Origin of the sequence: Enterobacter cloacae complex sp. ECL352 (assembly GCF_020149545.1) — a bacterium.
GTDB lineage: Bacteria > Pseudomonadota > Gammaproteobacteria > Enterobacterales > Enterobacteriaceae > Enterobacter > Enterobacter asburiae_B.
This window is the reverse complement of record NZ_CP083709.1, coordinates 1,714,696-1,735,273: the sequence shown is the minus strand read 5'-3', so window position 1 is coordinate 1,735,273 and position 20,578 is coordinate 1,714,696. Positions and strand designations below refer to the sequence as shown.

29 protein-coding genes are annotated in these 20,578 nt (G+C 55.9%); 24 read left to right on the top strand and 5 right to left on the bottom strand.

The features are described from left to right. The first annotated feature begins 127 nt into the window (after positions 1-127). Complete coding sequence (locus LBF07_RS08490) at positions 128-1,648, top strand: PAS domain-containing methyl-accepting chemotaxis protein (RefSeq protein WP_094934447.1); 1,521 nt, start codon at positions 128-130, stop codon at positions 1,646-1,648. 337 nt (positions 1,649-1,985) lie between these two features. Continuing rightward, complete coding sequence (locus LBF07_RS08485) at positions 1,986-3,545, top strand: methyl-accepting chemotaxis protein (RefSeq protein WP_023333505.1); 1,560 nt, start codon at positions 1,986-1,988, stop codon at positions 3,543-3,545. On the opposite strand, the gene LBF07_RS08480 is transcribed toward LBF07_RS08485, so the two are convergent. Continuing rightward, positions 3,542-4,036 (bottom strand): PadR family transcriptional regulator, encoded by a 495-nt coding sequence (locus LBF07_RS08480; protein ID WP_094934446.1) that lies wholly within the window; start codon positions 4,034-4,036, stop codon positions 3,542-3,544. The genes LBF07_RS08485 and LBF07_RS08480 overlap by 4 nt on opposite strands. A 148-nt stretch (positions 4,037-4,184) precedes the next feature. Here LBF07_RS08480 and LBF07_RS08475 point away from each other — a divergent pair, with 148 nt between their 5' ends. Beyond that, a complete protein-coding gene (locus LBF07_RS08475; protein ID WP_094934445.1) occupies positions 4,185-4,949 on the top strand; it encodes a siderophore-interacting protein in 765 nt (254 codons plus the stop codon). Here the strand turns inward: LBF07_RS08475 and LBF07_RS08470 are convergent, their stop codons facing one another. Further along, positions 4,950-6,119, bottom strand: coding sequence for a DNA repair protein (locus tag LBF07_RS08470; protein WP_033146698.1), 1,170 nt, complete (start codon positions 6,117-6,119; stop codon positions 4,950-4,952). Between the two features lie 282 nt (positions 6,120-6,401). Continuing rightward, positions 6,402-6,977 carry a phage repressor protein CI gene (locus LBF07_RS08465; RefSeq protein ID WP_047060318.1) on the bottom strand — a complete coding sequence of 192 codons (576 nt, stop codon included), beginning with the start codon at positions 6,975-6,977 and terminating at the stop codon, positions 6,402-6,404. A gap of 227 nt (positions 6,978-7,204) precedes the next feature. On the opposite strand from LBF07_RS08465, the gene LBF07_RS08460 reads away from it, so the two are divergent. From LBF07_RS08460 to LBF07_RS08380, 17 genes are all read left to right on the top strand, one after another. Next, a complete protein-coding gene (locus LBF07_RS08460) occupies positions 7,205-7,543 on the top strand; it encodes a DUF5347 domain-containing protein (RefSeq protein WP_033146696.1) in 339 nt (112 codons plus the stop codon). A 68-nt stretch (positions 7,544-7,611) separates the two neighbouring features. Continuing rightward, positions 7,612-7,839, top strand: a complete 228-nt coding sequence (locus tag LBF07_RS08455; protein WP_029741400.1) for a DUF2732 family protein — start codon at positions 7,612-7,614, stop codon at positions 7,837-7,839. Further along, entirely contained in the window at positions 7,839-8,060 is a 222-nt protein-coding gene (locus tag LBF07_RS08450; protein WP_045404086.1) for a TraR/DksA family transcriptional regulator, read from the top strand. Before LBF07_RS08455 ends, LBF07_RS08450 begins: the two co-directional genes overlap by 1 nt. Before the next feature lies 1 nt (position 8,061). Further along, positions 8,062-10,251, top strand: coding sequence for a replication endonuclease (locus tag LBF07_RS08445; protein ID WP_094934444.1), 2,190 nt, complete (start codon positions 8,062-8,064; stop codon positions 10,249-10,251). Between the two features lie 109 nt (positions 10,252-10,360). Continuing rightward, on the top strand, positions 10,361-10,801 hold the full coding sequence (locus tag LBF07_RS08440) for a DinI-like family protein (RefSeq protein ID WP_048981242.1): 441 nt from the start codon (positions 10,361-10,363) through the stop codon (positions 10,799-10,801). A 179-nt stretch (positions 10,802-10,980) separates the two neighbouring features. Next, positions 10,981-11,184 carry a tail protein X gene (locus LBF07_RS08435; RefSeq protein ID WP_047174529.1) on the top strand — a complete coding sequence of 68 codons (204 nt, stop codon included), beginning with the start codon at positions 10,981-10,983 and terminating at the stop codon, positions 11,182-11,184. Next, positions 11,175-11,396 (top strand): HP1 family phage holin, encoded by a 222-nt coding sequence (locus LBF07_RS08430; RefSeq protein WP_029741404.1) that lies wholly within the window; start codon positions 11,175-11,177, stop codon positions 11,394-11,396. Before LBF07_RS08435 ends, LBF07_RS08430 begins: the two co-directional genes overlap by 10 nt. Then, entirely contained in the window at positions 11,380-11,889 is a 510-nt protein-coding gene (locus LBF07_RS08425; protein ID WP_047060325.1) for a lysozyme, read from the top strand. Before LBF07_RS08430 ends, LBF07_RS08425 begins: the two co-directional genes overlap by 17 nt. 8 nt (positions 11,890-11,897) lie before the next feature. Beyond that, complete coding sequence (gene lysB / locus LBF07_RS08420) at positions 11,898-12,311, top strand: Rz-like lysis system protein LysB (RefSeq protein WP_071891638.1); 414 nt, start codon at positions 11,898-11,900, stop codon at positions 12,309-12,311. Then, positions 12,199-12,444, top strand: a complete 246-nt coding sequence (gene lysC / locus LBF07_RS08415) for an Rz1-like lysis system protein LysC (protein ID WP_231926973.1) — start codon at positions 12,199-12,201, stop codon at positions 12,442-12,444. Before lysB ends, lysC begins: the two co-directional genes overlap by 113 nt. Next, on the top strand, positions 12,407-12,874 hold the full coding sequence (locus tag LBF07_RS08410) for a phage tail protein (RefSeq protein ID WP_094934443.1): 468 nt from the start codon (positions 12,407-12,409) through the stop codon (positions 12,872-12,874). Before lysC ends, LBF07_RS08410 begins: the two co-directional genes overlap by 38 nt. Positions 12,875-12,986: 112 nt before the next feature. Continuing rightward, positions 12,987-13,628, top strand: coding sequence for a phage baseplate assembly protein V (locus tag LBF07_RS08405; protein WP_094934442.1), 642 nt, complete (start codon positions 12,987-12,989; stop codon positions 13,626-13,628). Continuing rightward, positions 13,625-13,975: a GPW/gp25 family protein gene (locus LBF07_RS08400; protein ID WP_033146688.1), complete on the top strand. Its 351-nt coding sequence runs from the start codon at positions 13,625-13,627 to the stop codon at positions 13,973-13,975. Before LBF07_RS08405 ends, LBF07_RS08400 begins: the two co-directional genes overlap by 4 nt. 5 nt (positions 13,976-13,980) lie before the next feature. Beyond that, positions 13,981-14,889 (top strand): baseplate assembly protein, encoded by a 909-nt coding sequence (locus LBF07_RS08395; RefSeq protein WP_033146687.1) that lies wholly within the window; start codon positions 13,981-13,983, stop codon positions 14,887-14,889. After that, complete coding sequence (locus LBF07_RS08390; RefSeq protein WP_047060334.1) at positions 14,882-15,490, top strand: phage tail protein I; 609 nt, start codon at positions 14,882-14,884, stop codon at positions 15,488-15,490. Before LBF07_RS08395 ends, LBF07_RS08390 begins: the two co-directional genes overlap by 8 nt. Next, entirely contained in the window at positions 15,487-16,536 is a 1,050-nt protein-coding gene (locus LBF07_RS08385) for a phage tail protein (RefSeq protein WP_094934441.1), read from the top strand. The genes LBF07_RS08390 and LBF07_RS08385 overlap by 4 nt, the downstream gene beginning before the upstream one ends. Further along, positions 16,536-17,135 (top strand): tail fiber assembly protein, encoded by a 600-nt coding sequence (locus LBF07_RS08380; RefSeq protein ID WP_094934440.1) that lies wholly within the window; start codon positions 16,536-16,538, stop codon positions 17,133-17,135. The genes LBF07_RS08385 and LBF07_RS08380 overlap by 1 nt, the downstream gene beginning before the upstream one ends. A gap of 86 nt (positions 17,136-17,221) precedes the next feature. Here LBF07_RS08380 and LBF07_RS08375 read toward each other — a convergent pair whose 3' ends face one another. Together LBF07_RS08375 and LBF07_RS08370 are read right to left on the bottom strand one after the other, a co-directional pair. Further along, positions 17,222-17,416, bottom strand: coding sequence for a hypothetical protein (locus LBF07_RS08375; protein WP_094934439.1), 195 nt, complete (start codon positions 17,414-17,416; stop codon positions 17,222-17,224). Beyond that, positions 17,403-17,660 (bottom strand): hypothetical protein, encoded by a 258-nt coding sequence (locus tag LBF07_RS08370; RefSeq protein WP_223998064.1) that lies wholly within the window; start codon positions 17,658-17,660, stop codon positions 17,403-17,405. Before LBF07_RS08370 ends, LBF07_RS08375 begins: the two co-directional genes overlap by 14 nt. A 155-nt stretch (positions 17,661-17,815) precedes the next feature. Between LBF07_RS08370 and LBF07_RS08365 the strand changes: the two genes are divergently transcribed. From LBF07_RS08365 to LBF07_RS08350, 4 genes are read left to right on the top strand one after another with little or no spacing between them, the layout of a single operon-like run. Continuing rightward, positions 17,816-18,409, top strand: coding sequence for a recombinase family protein (locus LBF07_RS08365; protein ID WP_094934438.1), 594 nt, complete (start codon positions 17,816-17,818; stop codon positions 18,407-18,409). A 58-nt stretch (positions 18,410-18,467) separates the two neighbouring features. After that, positions 18,468-19,655, top strand: coding sequence for a phage tail sheath protein (locus LBF07_RS08360; protein ID WP_033146683.1), 1,188 nt, complete (start codon positions 18,468-18,470; stop codon positions 19,653-19,655). An 11-nt stretch (positions 19,656-19,666) separates the two neighbouring features. Next, positions 19,667-20,185, top strand: coding sequence for a phage major tail tube protein (locus LBF07_RS08355; protein WP_023309235.1), 519 nt, complete (start codon positions 19,667-19,669; stop codon positions 20,183-20,185). A gap of 56 nt (positions 20,186-20,241) precedes the next feature. Continuing rightward, the gene (locus tag LBF07_RS08350) at positions 20,242-20,550 is read left to right on the top strand and encodes a phage tail assembly protein (RefSeq protein ID WP_033146681.1); all 309 of its coding nucleotides are present in this window, start codon (positions 20,242-20,244) and stop codon (positions 20,548-20,550) included. Positions 20,551-20,578 lie beyond the last annotated feature (28 nt).

Below are 20,578 nucleotides of genomic sequence, written 5' to 3'. Positions count from 1 at the left end.
AAAAAGTATGGTTTAAGTGAAATCTGCGATCTTCATCAAGTTTAACAACTAAAGATAAATTGTTTACCGCCGAAAAAACATTGACCCACAAAATTAACATTCAAATAACCTGCAAGGGATGCCCACGATGTCCTCTCCAACCTATGTCACCCAGAATGAATATTCTCTGGACGATGACACCACCTTAATGTCTACCACAGACGTCCACAGCTACATCACACACGCCAACGACACCTTTGTGCAGGTGAGCGGCTATCAGCTGGATGAGCTGACGGGCCAGCCGCACAATCTGGTCCGCCACCCCGACATGCCAAAAGCCGCGTTTGCCGATATGTGGTACACGCTGCAGCAGGGCGAGCCGTGGAGCGGAATTGTCAAAAACCGGCGCAAAAACGGCGACCACTACTGGGTGCGTGCGAATGCGGTGCCGATGGTGCGCCGCGGGCAGGTGACGGGCTATATGTCCATTCGCACCAAAGCCACAGCCGAAGAGATTGCGATCGTGGAGCCGCTCTACCGGGCGCTGAACGACGGGAGCTGTAAGAAACGCGTGCACAAGGGGCTGGTGGTTGGAAAAGGCTGGCTGGGCAAACTGCCGGCAATGCCGCTGCGCTGGCGCGTGCGTAGCGTGATGGCGGCGCTTTTTGCGCTACTCGCCGCCACGCTGGTCGCGACTTCCGCCGGGTGGATGCCGCTCGTTGCTGCCGCGGTGGTGATGCTGCTGGGAACGCTGCTGTTTGAGCAACAGATTGTCCGCCCGGTAGAGAATGTGGCGCAACAGGCCCTGAAGGTCGCAACCGGTGAGCGCAACAGCGTGCAGCATCTGAACCGCAGCGACGAGCTCGGGCTGACGCTGCGCGCGGTCGGGCAGCTGGGCCTGATGTGCCGCTGGTTAATCAATGACGTGTCGAGCCAGGTAGTGAGCGTCCGTGACGGCAGCGACAGGCTGGCGCAGGGAAATGAAGACCTGAACGATCGCACGCGTCAGACCGTGGCGAACGTGCAGCAGACCGTCGCAACAATGAACCAGATGGCCGCTTCCGTTCAGAGTAACTCTGAAACCGCCGCCGAGGTGGATAAACTCTCCATGGCCGCGAGCAGCGCGGCAACGAAAGGGGGCAACGCGATGCAGACCGTGGTCAAAACCATGGATGACATTGCCGACAGCACGCAGCGAATTGGCTCGATTACCTCCCTGATTAACGACATCGCTTTCCAGACCAATATTCTGGCGCTGAACGCGGCGGTTGAAGCGGCAAGGGCAGGAGAGCAGGGAAAAGGTTTTGCCGTGGTCGCGGGCGAAGTGCGCCATCTCGCCAGCCGCAGCGCCAGTGCCGCCAATGATATTCGTAAACTGATTGATGCCAGCGCCAGCAAGGTGCAGTCCGGCTCTGAGCAGGTTCACGCCGCAGGCCGCACGATGGATGATATCGTGGTGCAGGTGAAAAACGTGACGCAGCTTATCGCCCAGATCAGCCACGCGACCTCCGAGCAGGCAACCGGGCTGTCAGAGTTGACCCGCGCGGTGGCCGAACTCGACAGCATCACGCAGAAAAACGCCGACCTGGTCGAGGAGAGCGCCCACATTTCTGCAATGGTGAAGCACCGCGCCGGACGCCTAAAGGATGCGGTGACTGTGCTCCACTGAGTCAGTAATGTTCCAAAAAAGCCGTTTATACCGTAGGGAATAAACGGCTTTTTATTTTTCTGATTGTGACTATTAATGTGGTTTATTGTTAATTTAATATTAAATAACTAAAGAAATTGCCTCAGTTATTTATTCCTGCCTAAGTCAGTTCTTCAGAATGCTATTTCGAAAATACCCCGTTTGACGGTCTGGTAACGATCGATGAGGCTACATTAATAGCCTACACCTATGCATTGCGGGGGTTATTAAATAAAAAAACGATCAAACTCATAAAGTTAGCGAAATCGTTACCGATAACAGCGATCGTCTGAGAAATAATCACATCGATGGAGAAAATATGTTTTTACATGACGTAAAGATCGGCACGAAATTATTTCTGGCGTTCGGGTTCTTTATTGTCCTGATGGCCATCAGTGCGAGCCTGTCTCTGCTGAGCCTGAACCGGGCTAATAACGGGATGCAATCGATTATTACCAGTGATTATCCGACCACGGTAAAAGCGAACCAGTTAATCGATAACTTCCAGGAATTTATTAGCACTCAACAGCTGATGCTGCTGGACGAGCAGGGCACCTATACGGGGCAATCTCAGCAGCGCCTGAAAGAGATCAGCGAGCACATCACGGTGATCCTGGGCGAGCTGAACAACGCGTTGCAGGATCAAAAGTCTCAGCAGGTTCTGGCGGAGATCCGCAGCGTGCGCCAGCAGTATCTGGACTCGCGCTACCGCATTCTGCAGGCGGTGCAGAACAACAATCGTGCGGGCGCTATTCAGGAGATGATGACCACCACCCTCGCCGTGCAGCAGGCTTATAAAGCGAAGGTGAAGGAGCTGATTACCATTCAAAACAGCGAGATGCAGAGTGCCGGCGCGCAGGTGGAAGGGGATTTCAGGTCTAACCGCCTGCTGCTGATCCTGCTCACGCTTTTTAGCGTTGCGGCAGGCAGCCTGATTGGCTGGTTTATCGTGCGCGCTATCACTCGTCCGCTCGGCGAGGCGGTGCATTTTGCAAAAGCCATTTCTGAGGGCGATCTGACGGGCAGCATCACGCCACATGGTAAAGACGAAACGGGTCTGCTGCTGCATGCGCTGATGGAGATGAAAACGCGACTGCTGGACATCGTGCAGCAGGTGCAAACCGGCTCGGAGAATATCTCCAGCGCAGCCGCGCAGATTGTCGCCGGGAACCAGGATCTGGCCGCGCGCACGGAAGAGCAGGCAAGTTCTGTAGAACAGACCGCCGCCTCGATGGAGCAGATCACCGCAACGGTGAAAAATACCGCCTCGCATACCGGGGAAGCGACCAACCTCTCGGCGGATGCCGCCACTGTGGTCAAAAACAACGGCGAGATGATGAAGCAGGTGACCAGCAAAATGCGCCTGATTAACGAAACATCGAACCGAATGTCCGACATTATCGACCTGATCGACGCTATTGCTTTCCAGACCAATATTCTGGCGTTGAACGCGGCGGTGGAAGCGGCGCGCGCCGGCGAGCACGGTCGCGGCTTTGCGGTGGTGGCGGGTGAAGTTCGCCAGCTTGCCCAGAAGAGCGCGTCGTCTGCCAGCGAAATCCGCGAGCTGATTGAGAGCTCTACCAGCCAGACCCAGGACGGGATGAACCTGGTTGAAAAAGCGAGTGCGTTGATCAACGGGATGGTCGGCAACGTGGAAGAGATGGACGTGATCCTGCGCGAAATCCGCCAGGCCAGCCACGAGCAGACGGAAGGTATCTCGCAGATTAACAGCGCGATTGGCCTGATTGATGCCACCACCCAGCAGAACTCCGCGCTGGTGGAGGAGTCCGTCGCGGCGGCAGCATCGCTTAACGAACAGGCGATGCACCTGAAGGAGCTGGTACGCGTCTTCCGCGTGAGCGAGCACGCTCCGGCTTAGTCCAGCTGGGAGATCTCGAGCGCCGCGCGGTCAATAACGCCGATAATCTGCTTGAGCTGCGCGTCGCTGAGCTCTCCCTGATTCACCTTCAGGTCTAACACCGCTTTGAAGTTATCCAGCGCCCGCTTCATCTGCGGGTTTTTGCGCAGCTGAAAACCGACGGAACGCGCTTTGATACGCACCTGGATCTGTTCCAGCTGTTCCCGGTTTTCGTCCAGCCAGCGTTGTCCTTCAGCGGTAATCGTAATCGTCTTACGACCGTTCTCTTCTTCCGTAATGGTGATAAAGGTTTGATCCTGAAGATAATCCAGGGTCGGGTAGATCACTCCTGGGCTCGGGGTGTAATTCCCCTGGGTCAGGTTCTCGATCTCTTTGATCAGCTCGTAGCCGTGGCTCGCGCTGCGGGTCAGGATATCCAGAATCACCAGCCGCAGATCGCCGTGGCCGAAAAAGCGCGGTCGGCGCCTGCCGCTGTCGTGTTCGTGTCGCATAGTAGCTCTCTCAATTTGATATATCTAAACTATATCTAAGATATATTCAGATGCAATCTAAAAGATCTTGCATTTTTACTTACTAGTAATCATTATCATTTGGATAATTGATTTAGATATATCGTATTCACCATAGAAGGGGCTAAAAATGGCATCTACCCGTTACCCACAGCGTGTTCGTAATGACCTGCGCTTTCGCGAGCTGACGGTGCTCCGCGTTGAGCGCGCCAGCGCGGGTTTCCAGCGCATTGTTTTAGGCGGCGAGCAGCTGGAGGGCTTTAGCTCCCGCGGTTTCGACGACCATACAAAAGTCTTTTTCCCGGCTCCTGGGGCGGTATTTGTACCGCCGGTGGTCACCGATGAAGGCATCGACTGGGGTGACGGCGTACGTCCTCAGACGCGCGACTACACGCCGCTGTACGACGAGGCAAACCATGAGCTGGTACTCGATTTCTTCATTCACGACGGCGGCATTGCCAGCCGCTGGGCGGTCGAGGCGAAAGCGGGAGACAGGCTGACCATCGGCGGTCCGCGTGGTTCGCTGGTGGTGCCGGAGGATTACGCCTGGCAGCTGTACGTGTGCGACGAGTCCGGCATGCCCGCGCTGCGTCGACGCTTAGAAAGCATTGCTAAACTGCCGGTTCGCCCGCAGGTTCATGCGGTAGTGACGGTCGGGGACGAATCTTATAAAGACTATCTGGCACACCTGAGCGAGTTCGAAATCACCTGGGTGGTGGGCCACAACGAGCAGGCGGTAGCGGACCATCTGGCGGCGCTGACCGTTCCAGGGGAAGATTACTTCATCTGGCTGACCGGGGAAGGGAAGGTAGTGAAGACGCTGAGCCGTCAGTTTGAAACCGACGCGATTGACCCTCAACTGGTGCGTGCCAGCGCATACTGGCACGCCAAATAATCAGGCGGCGGAATCCAGCTGCGCTTCGCTCACCTGATGTTCGAGCGAGGCGCGGACCTCGTGCAGCGCTTTCTCCTGCTGAGCGAAGTATGCTTCCATATTGTTCAGCGACGAGACCAGAAGCCAGGACTCCTCTTTCTCCAGCTCCGCCAGCTCGTTCACTAAAATGTCGATTTGCTCGCGAACCTGCGCCATTTTTTTGCGGATACGTTCCAGATCGTTCAGCCTGTCGCTTGCCATCAATGGCTCAAAGCCCTGCTGCAGCCGGGCCACCAGTGAGCGAATGGTTTTAACGTCGCCACGCTGCTTCGCCTGGTTGAGCTGGACCATCATCGCGTTAGCTTCCTCTTTCAGGTCGTCCGCCACCAGATCCGGGTGGCAGAGCTTGCTCGCCTGCCGCCAGAGGCGCTTGAGCTCGTTCCGATCCTCTTCCGAAAGATCCTTGCCCTTGCGCAGCCGCACTTCGGCATCGTGATGCTGCTCGCGATACTTCTCGTACTCTTCGTTAGCGTCGTCGCGCGCCTGACGCGCAGGCTCCTCTTCGCGCGTTAAGCCGCTCTCCAGCTCCAGCGCTTCGGCCAGCAGGTTGGCAATCAGATTGCTTTGCTGTTCCAGATGCTTACGCGCCTCAGCGGCCTGCACGGAGTCGGCCGGGAGATCGCGCCAGCGCTGGGTGAGCGTCGCCAGCACCTCTACCGCCTGCGCCATATAGCGCTGGCAGCGACGGTAATCTTCCTCGCGACGACGCGCTTCCGCCTGCTGACGGCGCAGATTGAGCTCGGCCAGCGTTTTACGCAGGGCGAGGATCTGCTGCATCAGCGGCCCGAGGCGAGAAAAATAGAGATCGTTGAACTCATCAAGCTGCTGCACCCGGGCGTTGCGCCGGTCAATCAGATCGCGTAGACGCTCTTCCAGTGCCTTTAGCTCCAGCTTGCTGGCGGCCACCTGCGGATCGCGCCACTGGGTTACGGCGCGCTGGCCCTGCAGCCAGGCGGTAATTGCCGCCATCGCAGCGGTGTAGTTCTTCTCCTCAAGCGCCACGACGATTGCCTGCAGCTCATCGTCAAACGCTTCATTTTTCAGGCGTGTCAGCTGACTCTGGATGATGTCGTCATCTTCCAGTTCAATGGCATTTTTAATGATTTCTAGCCGTTTGATCGGTGTGCTCATGATGCCTTTCGCTTTGGCGCTTAAGTATTTGAGTTAAGGTTAGTTGTTGTAAAAGCTACAGGAAATAATACACACGGATGATGATCGGCGCGATGGGGGATTTCTTTAATGAGTTGATGTGTGGTGCTCTCATTATGGGGTAAACCCGATAGAGCGACATGCCACACCTTCACCAGCCTTGTTAATGTGCGTCGATCCTCTTTTTCCCCTGCCTCGGGTTTTTCCGTGTCCTACCCGAAAGCGAGCGCCCCACCTTTGGTGGCGAATGCATCCGACCCACCCTCAATTAACCTCGCTGTAAATCCCCACTACGCGACCCACCGTTTTTATCTCGTCGATACCGCATTCAAACGGAACCTTGCCGCCCGCCACGTGGAGTTTTTTACCCGGCAGCAGCGTGAGGTCGCGGATGCTGGCGGTGCCTTCAATCTCAACCAGCCACAGGCCGTCGGTTAACGATGCCTCTTTTTCAATAAAGTGCAGCTTTCCCTCCGCCCGAACGGCGATGCCGCGAGCCAGCGGTTTGCTAAAGAAACCAGAGTCAATACTCAAAGTGGTATTTTCTTCCAGCTTTCCATCACTCAGTGTGAATGTGGAAACCGAAACCGGATCGCCCGGCGCGGGGTGACCTTCAAACTGCGCACCTTGTCCGGTCATCAGCCAGCGAAGGCTGGCGCCGGTGTCCAGCGCGCACTGAACCGCAAAGTCGTAAGAGACGGTACCGCGCGCGTAGCGGTTCTGAAGCGAGCTGGCGGCGATATTAAAGTGCCGGGCCAGCTGGATTTTCTGCGTGAAACCATATACCTGACAGATTCTATCGAGTAACTCTTCATTATTCACTTGAGAATCTAAAATCAAAATATATTCCTTTGGGTGTTTACTAATGCTCACTTGAGTATTAGTATCATTACAAATTCGGGCAATCAGCGGCAGGCGTTGGCAAACAGAGGCTAATGATTGCAGACATTATCAAAATGGGAATCATGCAGCATGGCATCTGAAATCGCAATCATCAAACGGCGGAAAAAACCGTGCTGTGCCCGTTTTCAGCGCACTAGCGTGCGTGAGTTTACGCGAGGGGAGATATGGCGATAGAAGCTGCCCGTGCAAGGGTTCCACTTAGCGTGGGAGCTCGCCTTAGCGGGCTTAACCACATCGCTGAACTGCGCGCCCGATACGGGAGCGATAGCGGAAAAGAGCTGGCGCGGTTTATGGCTGAGCTGCGCGATAAGCGCGATCCCTGTTTTGAGGAGAACAGCAGGGCGCTGGCCGCCCTCTTTTTCCTGGCGAGATTGCCCGTCGCCCGTCATGAGTGCGAGCTCAGTGAGCTAACCACAGAGGAGAAAAGGGCGCTGATTAACGCCATGAATCATTTTCGTGCTGTCGTGAGTTTATTTCCTGAACGGCTGACCATGCCGATATAACCCAACCCAAAAACTAATGGCGTAAACCCGCCGGGCATCCTTTTGCCTGAATTTAAGGAGAACGCGTGATGCGAAACAGTGAAAACCGCCCTTATCCGACCGGAAGTGAAGAACTGAAGCGCCTGCTGGCAGAGGCAAAAACAGAGGAACGATGCGCGCGAGCCCTCGCGGTCTCCCTGCGTCTGGAGGCCCTGGCGAGCCATATCTACAAAACCGGCATGAGCGGAGAAGACGTTGCCGAACTGCTGTGCCACGAGGCGGCCCGCTACGAGCGTGAATCCCAGGAGCTGCACTGATGGCCGATTTTATCGATCTTGCGCAGGCGCGCGAGCAGGAAGACAGAGAGCGATACATTAATCGCGCCCGCAGACGACCCGCATCGCCTTCGCGTTTCCTCTGCGAGGACTGCGAGGCCCCGATACCGGAGGCGCGCCGAATAGCGGTGCCTGGCGTAGCCCTGTGCGTGACCTGCCAGGAGATCGCGGAGATGAAAAATAAACACGTCCGGGGAGGATAAGTTGGCTACGTCATTTGCTTATCCGTGGAATGCCCCACGGTCGGCCATTGCCAGCCCTTATCTCACCCACGCCCAACAGCAGCGCCGCGATCGCCTTTTCGCGGCGCTGCAGCAGGCAAGAATTGCCCTTTCACAGCAGCCCGACTGCGTACGCTTCGAGGTCTGGCGCACGGTTGACGCCCTCGAACAGCATCGGGGCAGCCCGCAGGCTAACGCCTTTTTGATCCGCTTCTGCAAAAGGATGTTACCTCGCCTGCGACGGGTCTCCGATCGCTATGCCTGCACAGGCCTGCACGACGAAGTCTCCAAGGCCGTGTTCGACGGCCATTTCGACACTCAGCTTTTGCAATACCTCGCCTCGCGGATGATCGAACTGGTGGCCCGCTATAACCGCCTTCCGGATATGTCCCGCGCGGACATCGACCTGCTGGCCGCAGATATTGCCAGCTTTATTCGCGGCGAGCTGGCGAATATTAACGATGCTGAAATGGGCGAATACCAGACGCTGTACGTCTGGTATCAGCGCGCCGGACTGATCGCCCGACAGTTCAACGTGTCGCCTCCGCACTGGGAGCGGGTGTCGAAGACGTTTTTCAACAAAGATGACGTTGCCGCGGCGGTGATCCGCATGTTTTCCGAGGCGTGGTGGCGCGGGCGCCTGCGTCGGGTCGCGGCTGCCTGGCGCGAGCATTTGCAGATTGCCCTCGGCAACGTCAGCAAACGGAGAACGGCGTATGCGAGCAAACGCTGCGTGATCGAGTGGCGCGAGCAGAAGCGCCGCACGCGCGAATTTCTCAAGGGTATGGAGCTGGAAGATGAAGAGGGCAACCGCATCAGCCTGATTGAAAAATACGACAGCTCGGCGGCCAACCCGGCGATACGTCGCTGTGAACTGATGACCCGTATCCGCGGGTTTGAAAATATCTGTGAGGCGCTGGGCTACGTGGGCGAGTTCTATACCTTAACCGCGCCCGCGCAGTATCACGCGACGCTGAAATCAGGCTTCCCCAACGCGAAGTGGAACGAGGCCAGCCCGGCGGATACGCAACTCTACTTTACCCGACTGTGGGCGCGTATCCGGGCAAAACTGCACCGGGACGGGCGCCGTATCTTTGGTATCCGCGTTGCGGAACCCCATCACGACAGTACACCCCACTGGCACATGCTGATGTTTATGCTGCCGGAAGACGTCGAATGCGTTCGCCGGATTATCGGGGATTACGCCCGGCAGGAGGATGCTGCCGAGCTGCAGAGCGAAAGCGCCAGACAGGCGCGCTTTCACGCGGACGCGATCGATCCGCAGAAAGGCAGCGCTACCGGCTATATCGCCAAATACATCTCAAAGAATATCGACGGCTATGCGCTCGATGGCGAGACCGATAACGAAAGCGGTGGTCTGCTGAAGGAGACGGCGTCCGCCGTGTCGGCCTGGGCAGGGCGCTGGCACATTCGCCAGTTTCAGTTCATCGGCGGCGCGCCGGTAACGGTCTACCGCGAGCTGCGGCGTCTGGTGGATACCGATGCCGCGCGCGGTCTGAGCGTTGAGTTTGCAGCCGTCCATGATGCTGCCGATGCCGGGGACTGGGCGGGTTACGTCACGGCGCAGGGCGGGCCGTTTGTGCGTCGCGATGATTTACAGGTGCGCACGCTGTATGAGCCGCGCGCCGGGTTTAACCAGTACGGCGAGGAAACGGTCCGCATCCGCGGCGTGTACGATTCTGCCGTTGGCGCGGGCAGCCCAGTTTTAACCCGACTCACGCAGTGGAAAATTGTGCCGAAGCGGGCCGCGGATCTTAAGGACGCGCCCGTATCCTCTCGGAGTTCTGTCAATAACTGTACGCAGACCGATCTTTCTCAACCCCTCAGCCGACGTGCGAGGCGGGCGTTAACCGAACGCATCAAATTCATCCGCCCTGGCGCGACAGCGCCCGTCGTCTTCGCGAGCGACCCGCAGAACGGCGTGCCGGAGAAGGTGATCGATGAGATACGGCTCGCCACCGGGATAGCCATCAGCCGGGCAGAAGCCCTGCATCTGATGGCGGGAGGCATCAGCCGCTTTAACGATAAATGGTGCAGGGGGGCAGCCGACGGATCGCTATTTCCGGCACCGTGTTCTTACCAGCAAAAGGCGCGGAAAATCCTTGAACGTATTGGGTATTTAACGGATCTCTTCGCTCAGAGAACCCGCTAATCTCCATCCATATCATGTACATACCGTGAAGGGTTCTGATTTTTCGCTTCACTCTTTTTATGAATACGTGCTACTGTATGTTTATACAGCATCTCGTGGTGGAGGTTGTGTGGACAGAGAGTTGAACGAGCAGGTCATGATTGAACGAGTTGAGCTGATTGCGCGACTGACGACAGAAGGAACGTGTCAGGAAAGAGATCGTGAGATTGCCCTGAATTTGATTGCTGAGATTGCGCGGGGAAATTTAATCAAGAACAACGCATTTACCGTTGTATTCTCAGCATCGCCTGTTCCGGAACGAATCAAAAAAGAGGGCAACGTTCGGGTGAACATTACTCTCGATAAAGATCAGCAGATTGACCCTGCCGTCGCTGAGGCCTTTCAGTGCGAACTGACCCGCAGAATACGCTCCCTGTTTCCGTCATCGCGGGTGAACGTGAAAATAGGATCGGTGACGGGTGTCGAGCTCCAGGGGCTTGAAAAAGAAGCCGATCGCGAGGCGCTGGACGCTATCCTCCGGGAAGTCTGGGAAGACGAGAGCTGGCGCTAGCCCCGGCGTCATCACCCGTACCAACACCCTCATTCCTGTTTTGCGCTTCCGTTGAACCACGCTTCGCCGCTCGCGGACGATCTGTTGTGCCCGCGATTGTCCATCCGTCAGCGATAGCGAAAAGCCTGCTGGCCCGGGAAACTCTACAGTACCTGGAAACCGGATGTTGGGAGCGTCTGATGAAAATCTATGCAATGCAGGGGGACACGCTTGATGCCGTTTGCGCCCGCTTTTATGGGCGCACGGCTGGCGTCGTTGAAGCCGTTCTGAAGGCCAATCCTGGCCTCGCGGAGTCAGGCGTTATCTTGCCTCACGGCACGCCGGTAGAGATGCCGGAGGTGAATAGCGCCCCCACAAAAGAATCCGTAAACCTATGGGACTGAGCCTGGAGAAAATCACCACGTTTATCGCCTACTGGCTGGCCGTGGCGCTGGCCTGGTTCGGGGCGATGTCTCCTGAAAAAGTCGCGCTGTACGTCGGGAGTCTTTGCGCCATTTTTACCGCATTAACGAATTACTGGTTTAAGCGAAAAACCTGGCGCTATCTCCAGTCTCTTGGCCTCGATAAGAAGAGCATTCGTGAACTCAATCATTAAGCGTTGCAGCGTCGCCGGCGTGCTGGCCCTGGCGGTGCTGATGCCTGACTTTCGATTACTGAAAACGTCCCCGGAAGGATTGGCGTTGATTGCCGATCTCGAAGGATGTCGCCTCTCGCCCTACCGGTGTAGCGCCGGCGTATGGACGTCCGGCATTGGCCACACGGCAAACGTTGTGCCGACGCGGGACATTACCGAGCGTGAGGCTGCGGTAAATCTGGTCGCTGATGTGCTCAATGTTGAGCGGCGTCTGGCGGCGTGTGCGCCAGTAGAGATGCCGCCCCGGGTCTATGACGCGCTGGTGAGTTTTACCTTTAATGTCGGCGCAGGCGCCGCCTGCCGTTCGACGTTGGTGTCCTTTATCAAACGTAAACAGTGGGTGCAGGCATGCGGGCAGCTTACCCGCTGGGTGTACGTCAACGGCGTCAAAAATGCCGGGCTGGAAAACCGTCGCGTCCGCGAGAAGGCCTGGTGCATGAAGGGGCTGTCGTGAGAACGCTCATGCTGGCGCTGGCCGGGCTGCTGGCCATCGCGCTGTGGCTTCGTCATGACAACCTGAACCTGTCCCGTTCCTTAGCCGCGGCCAACCGGGTCGCCAGCGAGCAAAAAACCGCCCTCGCCACGCTTAATCAGCAGCTGTCCCTGTCGCAGCGGATGGCCAGAGCAAATGAAAATGCCCAGGTCAGGCTCCGTGAGGAGCTTGTCACCGCGGGCGAGGAGAGGGCAAGACGGGAAGCGACTATCGGGAGATTACTCAATGAAAATGAAGCGTTACGCCGCTGGTATACCGCTCAGCTGCCTGATGCTGTCCGCAGGCTGCACACCCGCACCGCCTGCGCCTCTGCAGCCCATTGTTTACAACGCCTGCCCGAAGGTGAGCCGCTGCCCGATGCCGGGGAGCGAACCCGCCACTAACGGCGATCTCAGCGCGGATATTCGCAGGCTGGAATACGCCCTTATCGCCTGCGCGCTGCAGGTTGAAACCATTAAAGACTGTCAGGATAAACTCGATGCACAAACTCAAGAGCCTGCGTCAGGCATTAATTGACGCGATCCCCCAACTCAATGCCAACCCGGAGCGCCTGCAGATGTCGGTCGGAGGCGGCAATATTGACGCCCGCCAGGCCTCCTCGCTCTCCTTTGAAAAGCGGTATGCGCTGAACGTGAAGGTTAGCGGCTTCACCGGCGACAGCGAGGGATTTTTCGTCCCGGTGCTGGCCTGGCTTCGGGAAAACCAGCCGGATATTTTTACCCTCGATGAAGGCCGTAAAAACGGTTACACCTTCGCGATCGTCTTAAACGATGACGATACGATGAATATCACCATCAGCGTGCAATTAACCGAGCGTATTCTTGTTTCCCAGGAGCAGGGCGCTCTGCACGCGACGTATTCCCCCGAGCCGCCGCTGCCGGAGCCCGTCACGCGTCCGAAGGCGCTGTACGTTAACGGCGAGCTGGTCAGCCAGTGGGAGGACTAATTTCCCCGCGCTGAAGGCCGCCATCCGCCTGCCGTCTGGACCGCTTGTTGTATCATCCCGCAGAAAACCCCGTCTCGTTGCTGCCGTTCCTCCTGAACGGCATTCTCTTCTCATGAATACATTAACTTCCATGAACGGCATCGCTCGCGCGATCCGCAATCTTATTCGTATCGGTGTTGTGACCGATGTTGACCTCAGCAGAGGACTTTGTCGTGTCCAGACCGGCGGGATGAAAACCACCTGGCTGAACTGGCTCACCTGTCGTGCGGGACGTTCGCGCGTCTGGTGGGCCCCTTCTGAGGGGGAACAGGTGCTGCTGCTGGCCATCGGCGGCGAGCTTGATACCGCCTTTGTGCTGCCCGGCATTTTCTCTGACGACCATCCGGCGCCGTCCGGGTCGCCTGATGCGTTCCACGTCTCGTTTCCTGACGGGGCGGTCATCGAGTACGAACCCGGTCACGGGGCGCTGACGGTTACAGGCATTAAAACGGCCGTCATTACCGCCTCAGAATCGCTGACCGCCACCGTGCCGGAGGTGAGGGTGACGTCAACGTCCCGCATCACGCTGGATACGCCTGAAGTGGTGTGCACTAACAAGTTAATTACCGCCTCTCTTGAAGTGCAGAAGGGTGGCGTGATGGCCGGAAATATTGAGCATTCCGGCGGTAAATTCACCTCCAACGGGGTGCAGGTGGATAACCACGCGCACGGCAGTGTGCAAAGCGGTGGAAGCTGGACTAAGGGGACACAATGACGGTGCGTTACAGGGGGATGAACAGGCAGACCGGGCTTAGCCTTTCAGAGGCGGAACACATCCGGCAAAGCGTGCGCGACATTCTGGTTACGCCGATTGGCTCGCGGGTCATGCGGCGGGATTACGGCTCGCTGCTGGCGGCGATGATCGACAGGCCGCAGAGCCCGGCGCTGCGACTGCAAATCATGGCCGCCTGTTATTCCGCCATCCAGAAATGGGAGCCGCGAATAAGCCTGACGGCCATCACATTCGAGCGTTCGGAGAACGACGGGACGTTGTATGTCGATATCACCGGCACGCGCCCGACCTCCGGACAATCCTTTTCTATCACCATTTCACTGAGTTAAACGCTATGGCTATTGTTGATCTGAGCCAGCTCGCCGCGCCTGATGTCGTGGAGGAGGTGGATTATGAAACGCTGTTGGCAGAACGAAAGGCCACCTTTGTCTCCCTCTATCCGGAAGAGGAGCGAGAGGCGATTGCACGGACGCTGACGCTGGAGTCCGAGCCGATTGTGAAGCTCCTGCAGGAGAACGCCTACCGGGAAGTTATCTGGCGCCAGCGGGTTAATGAGGCTGCGCTGGCCGTGACGCTGGCTTATTCTTCCGGTCACGATCTGGACGTTATTGCGGGAAACAATAATACCGAACGCCTGACCATCACCCCGGGCGATGACACTACCATTCCGCCAACGGCTGCCGTCATGGAGTCTGATGCTGACCTGCGACTGCGTGCGCAGCAGGCATTTGAAGGATTGAGCGTCGCGGGGCCGGTTGGAGCCTATGAATATCATGGTCGAAGCGCCGACGGACGGGTCGCTGACGTTTCGGTTGAAAGCCCTCAGCCCGCATACGTGACGATTTCGGTGTTATCCCGTGAGGGTGATGGTACCGCTCGTCCTGAACTACTGGCGGTTGTTGAAAAAGCGCTTAACGCTGAAACCGTCCGCCCGGTCGGCGATCGTGTAACTGTCCAGTCAGCAGAAATTGTGCCTTACAAGATAAACGCAACGCTCTACGTTTATCCCGGACCAGAAGCTGAACCCATCAGGCAAGCTGCAGAGCAGAAGCTGCAGAATTATATCAGCGCACAGCATCGCCTTGGACGCGATATTCGTCTGTCGGCCATCTATGCAGCACTTCACGTTGAAGGCGTGCAGCGCGTGGAACTGGAATCTCCCCACTCTGACATTGTACTGAGTAAGTCGCAGGCCTCGAACTGTACCTCGTATCAGATAGCGATCGGGGGTTCGGATGAGTGAAAGGCTATTACCCGTTGGGTCCTCACCGCTGGAAGTCGCCGCTGCCGCTGCGCTCTCGAAAATTGAGCGTGTACCGGTACCGCTACGCACCTTATGGAACCCCAGCGCGTGCCCGGTGAATTTACTTCCCTACCTGGCATGGGCGCTGTCGGTAGACCGTTGGGATGAGGCGTGGCCGGAGAGCACCAAACGCAGCGTCATTATGTCCTCGTTTTTCGTCCATCAGCACAAAGGAACCATCAGCGCATTGCGTCGTGTGGTGGAACCGCTTGGCTTTTTGATTGAGGTGCGCGAGTGGTGGCAGCTCGGTGAGGAGCCTGGCACATTCCGTCTGGTTGTCGGTGTGCTTGATAACGGCATCACGGACGAAATGTATCAGGAGCTTGAACGGCTCATTGAGGATGCCAAACCGGCAAGTAGACACATGACCGGGCTGGCTATCAGCCTGAGCTCAACGGGAGAGTTTTATGTTGGCGCAGGATGCTATCACGGCGATGCGCTGGCTGTTTACCCCTATACCACTGAGGAACTTATTGTCGGTGGTGATTATTACCCGGCCTCGGCCATCCATTTGATTGATAACCTGAGAGTGAACGCATGACCGCAAAATATTTTGCCATACTGACGAATCAGGGCGCGGCGCGGCTAGCTAACGCGACGGCACTTGGTACGCAACTCAACCTGACGCAGATGGCGGTAGGCGACGCCAACGGAACGTTGCCAACCCCCGACCCGGCGCAGACGAAGCTCGTCAACCAAAAACGCATAGCGCCGCTGAACCTGCTCGCTGTTGACCCAAACAATACCAGCCAGATCATCGCTGAACAGATTATTCCCGAGAATGAGGGCGGTTTCTGGATCCGAGAGATCGGTCTCTATGACGACGACGGCATTCTGATCGCCGTGGCTAACTGCCCGGAGACATATAAGCCTCAGCTGCAGGAAGGCAGTGGCCGCACGCAGACCATCCGCATGATTCTTATTGTGTCGAGCACATCATCAATTTCCCTGAAAATTGATCCGTCGGTTGTGCTGGCAACGCGTCAGTACGTTGACGATAAAGTTATTGAGGTAAAGGGCTACGCTGATGATCAGATGAAAAAGCATATTGCTGCTGATAATCCGCATAAACAGTACCCTTTAATCGCCAATGCGTTAAAAGAAATTGCCGATGCGGGGTTAAGCGCTGAGGTTCTCAAAAACCTTGGTTTGGGAGAAGGCTCTGCTTTGCCGGTTGGCGTCCCCGTTCCGTGGCCGTCAGCAACTCCACCGACGGGGTGGCTTAAATGCAACGGAGCGGCGTTCACAGCCTCCCAGTACCCTAAATTGGCGCTTGCCTATCCAGCCCTCAAACTGCCAGATCTTCGCGCTGAGTTTATACGTGGCTGGGATGATGGCAGAGGTATAGATAGCGGAAGGGGGTTGCTGTCAGCCCAGTTTGGTTCCGGGATTGGGATGTTTGTTGGCGGTTATTCTGATGGAACTGCATATATTGCAGTGAGTGATTTCGATAGCGTTGTCGATAATAGCCCATCATGGTCACATATTAGTACCGCTGGAATAATTTCTTCAATTACGGGGCAAAAGTCATCATTTGGCGCCCGCCCCCGTAACATCGCATTTAACTACATCGTGAGGGCTGCATAATGGCGAAGGCAAAATTAAACAATGAGCTTATTGCTACAGTGACCGGTGATATAACTGTGTTTAACTACGATGGTGAAACGCGCGAATATATTTCCTCCTCGGTTGAATATTTAGCGGAAGGTGTAGGTATTCCAGCCTTGTCATGCATTGATGCGCCTGGTGAAATTAAAGAAGGTTTTACTATTTGCCGCACCTTTGACTTAAACGGATGGGAGTACATCGCTGATCATCGCGGTAAAACTGTATATAGCACAAAGTCAGGGGAGAAAGTCACGATTTCCCTACCGGGTGATTATCCGAAAGATACGACGACACAAGCCCCTGGAACGCCATATGATAAGTGGAATGGCAGCGAGTGGATAACCGACGCAAAAGCGAAACACTCTGCGGATGTGGCAAAGGCCGAACAGCAGAAAACTGCATTGCTAGCGGAAGCGTCTGCAATTATCGCACCATTGGTAGATGCTCAGGCTGGAGGCTACATTGATGATGCAGATATCCCACGTCTGACTGAATGGCAGCGGTATCGTTATAAGTTAACTAAGGTTGTTACCGATACCGCTCCGAACCTTAACCTTCCACCGAAACCCGAGGTATAGGTCATTCAATATCGGGTGCTTTTGATGTATCAATAATCATCAGCAGCACCTGATATTTTCTGCATTTAGCCAGACAACGTATTCATTTAATCGTTGCCAGAGATATCAGATTTAATTTCCATAAGAGTTGGCTCACCTTTTTCATTGACGTCAAGTCGCATTCCCTCTGGTATTTCCCGTATCGTGAAAAACCAGTTATCCTCAGGGAGTTGAATAGCAGCTCCAGTTTCGTGGAAACCATGAATGACCTCCGTCATCGTGATCGGATTAAATAGGCGCATAGTAAACTCTCCACGAAAAACCATTATTTGATGGGGCACCCGTTGCAGCCATTGTGCAACGAGCTTTGAAACCGACATTTGTTGTTAAAGCATCAATGATCATTGATGAATGAGCATAGTTGGGCGTAGTACCGGGATCAGCAGAAAGACGTTCGGCAATGCTGATATAGCGGCTTATACCTGGCAGCGCAATTGGGTAATTAACCGTTGCCAGGCCGTTATCAAGGATTACACCATACCCCATAACCTCAATGGCTCCATCCGACCATATTACCCAAGCTCCATTGGCGTTACTTCCTCGACTGGTTACGTATTTAGCTCCTCCCAAACCAAGGTTTTAGAAAATGCGTGTTTATCCATTAAATGGCATGATTTCCGGTTTTGACGGAGAGAAATACCATGCTTATTGGATACGTACGCGTGTCAACAAATGAACAAAACACCGCCTTACAGCGTGACGCACTACAGCGTTCAGGATGTGAGCTCATTTTTGAAGATAAAATCAGCGGTAAATCGACAAACAGACCGGGACTCAATCGAGCCCTCAGACAACTTAATGCGGGCGATACTCTCGTTGTATGGAAACTTGATCGGCTCGGGCGCAGTATGCGCCACCTCGTTTCAATGACCGAGGAACTACGCCATCGAAGCATTAACTTCCGCAGTTTGACTGATAGCATTGATACCTCAACGCCAATGGGTCGTTTCTTCTTCCATATCATGGGGGCGCTTGCTGAAATGGAGCGTGAACTCATTGTTGAGAGGACGTGCGCCGGGCTAGCCGCAGCGCGGGAACAGGGACGAATTGGTGGCAGACGCCCTAAATTGACGCAGGATGAATGGGCTCAGGCTGGCAGGCTGATTGCTGCCGGGGAATCCCGACAGCGCGTTGCGTTAATTTTTGATGTGGGTATTTCCACGCTTTATAAAAAATTCCCCGCCACGATAGTCGGACAATCGTTGTGCCAGCGGCCGCTGGACAGGGATGGTTAGCTCATAGCAAGCCCAGCCGCGACAATATCACTCACCAACTAACCAAGGAGTTAAACGGATGAGTGATTTTCACCACGGCGTGGAAGTTATCGAAATCAACGATGGCACCCGCACCATTTCCACCGTCTCGACGGCAATCATCGGCATGGTCTGTACGGCCAGCGATGCTGACGACAAGACATTTCCTTTAAACGAGCCCGTGCTCATTACCAACGTGCAAAACGCGATTGCGAAAGCCGGCAAGGCGGGGACGCTGTCCGCTTCTCTGCAAGCGATCGCCGACCAGTGCAAACCGGTTGTCGTTGTTGTTCGCGTGGCCGAAGGTACCGCTGAAACCCCGGAAGAGGCGCGCAAGCAGACCGTTTCCAACATCATCGGTACTACCGATGAAAACGGTAAATATACCGGTCTGAAGGCGCTTCTCACAGCGAAAACGGTAACCGGCGTTAAGCCACGTATTCTCGGCGTGCCGGGGCTGGACTCTCAGGAAGTGGCGACCGCACTGGCCGCCATGTGCCAGAGCCTGCGCGCGTTCGGCTATGTCAGCGCATGGGGATGTAAAACCATTTCTGAAGCGATTAATTATCGCAAAAACTTCAGCCAGCGCGAGCTGATGGTTATCCATCCTGATTTTCTGGCATGGGATACCACCACGAACGCAACGACGACGGCCTGGGCGACCGCCCGCGCGCTTGGCCTGCGCGCCAAAATCGACCAGACCATGGGCTGGCATAAAACCCTGTCAAACGTTGGCGTCAACGGCGTTACTGGCGTAAGCGCCTCTGTCTCCTGGGATCTGCAGGAACAGGCTACCGATGCGAACCTGCTTAACCAGGCTGGCGTCACCACGCTGATTCGCAACGACGGCTTTAAATTCTGGGGTAACCGTACCTGCTCAGACGACCCGTTATTCGTCTTTGAAAACTACACCCGTACCGCGCAGGTGCTGGCCGATACCATGGCGGAAGCGCACGCGTGGGCGATGGATAAACCCATCACGCCAACGCTTATTCGCGACATCGTTTCCGGTATTAACGCCAAGTTCCGCGAGCTGAAAACCAACGGCTATATCGTCGACGGCTCCTGCTGGTATGACCCTGAGTCGAACGATGCATCCACCCTGAAAGCGGGGAAACTGTATATCGATTACGACTACACCCCCGTCCCGCCGCTGGAAAATCTGACCCTGCGCCAGCGCATCACCGATACCTATCTGGCAGACCTGTCAGATTCGGTTAACAGCTAAGGAGCTGAAGCATGGCGTTACCACGCAAACTTAAGTACCTGAATATGTTCAATGATGGCCTGAGCTACATGGGCGTTGTCGAGTCTGTCACCTTACCGAAGCTGACCCGCAAGCTGGAAAAGTATCGCGGCGGCGGTATGCCGGGCTCGGTTTCTGTCGACCTCGGCCTGGACGATGATGCCCTGGCGCTGGAGTGGACCGTTGGCGGCCTGCCGGACGCCGCGCTGTGGGCGCAGTATGCCTCTCCGGGCGCGGACAGCGTGCCGCTGCGCTTTACCGGCTCTTATCAGCGCGATGATACCGGCGAAATCTCCGCCGTCGAAATCGTCATGCGCGGCCGTCATAAAGAGTTTGATGGCGGTGAAAACAAGCAGGGCGAGAGCGGCACCACCAAGATGTCCACCGAGTGCGCTTACTACCAGCTGACCATTGATGGCAAAGAGATCATCGAAATCGACATCATCAACATGGTGCTCAAAGTCGACGGGGTCGATCGCCTGGCAGAACACCGTAAGGCCATCGGCCTGTAACCCTTTAACCGGCCGGGATTACCGGCCGGTGAGTTAACTTTCTGAAGAGTAACGAAATGGAACATATCAACGAGACCGCCATGAACGAAAGTGAAAACCCACACATCGTCACGCTTGATAGCCCCGTTCAGCGCGGCGAGCAAAAAATCGAAAAGGTGACCGTCGCAAAACCCAATGCGGGGACCCTGCGCGGCGTATCGCTGGCGTCGCTGGCGCAATCTGACGTGGATGCGCTGATTAAGGTGCTGCCGCGAATGACCTCGCCGGCGCTGACCGAGCATGAGGTTGCACGCCTGGATGCCTGCGATCTGCTCTCTTTTGCAGGTAAGGTGATCGGTTTTTTGTCACCGGCTTCGGCTCGCTAAAATTTCCCGAAAATGTGTCGGTCGACGA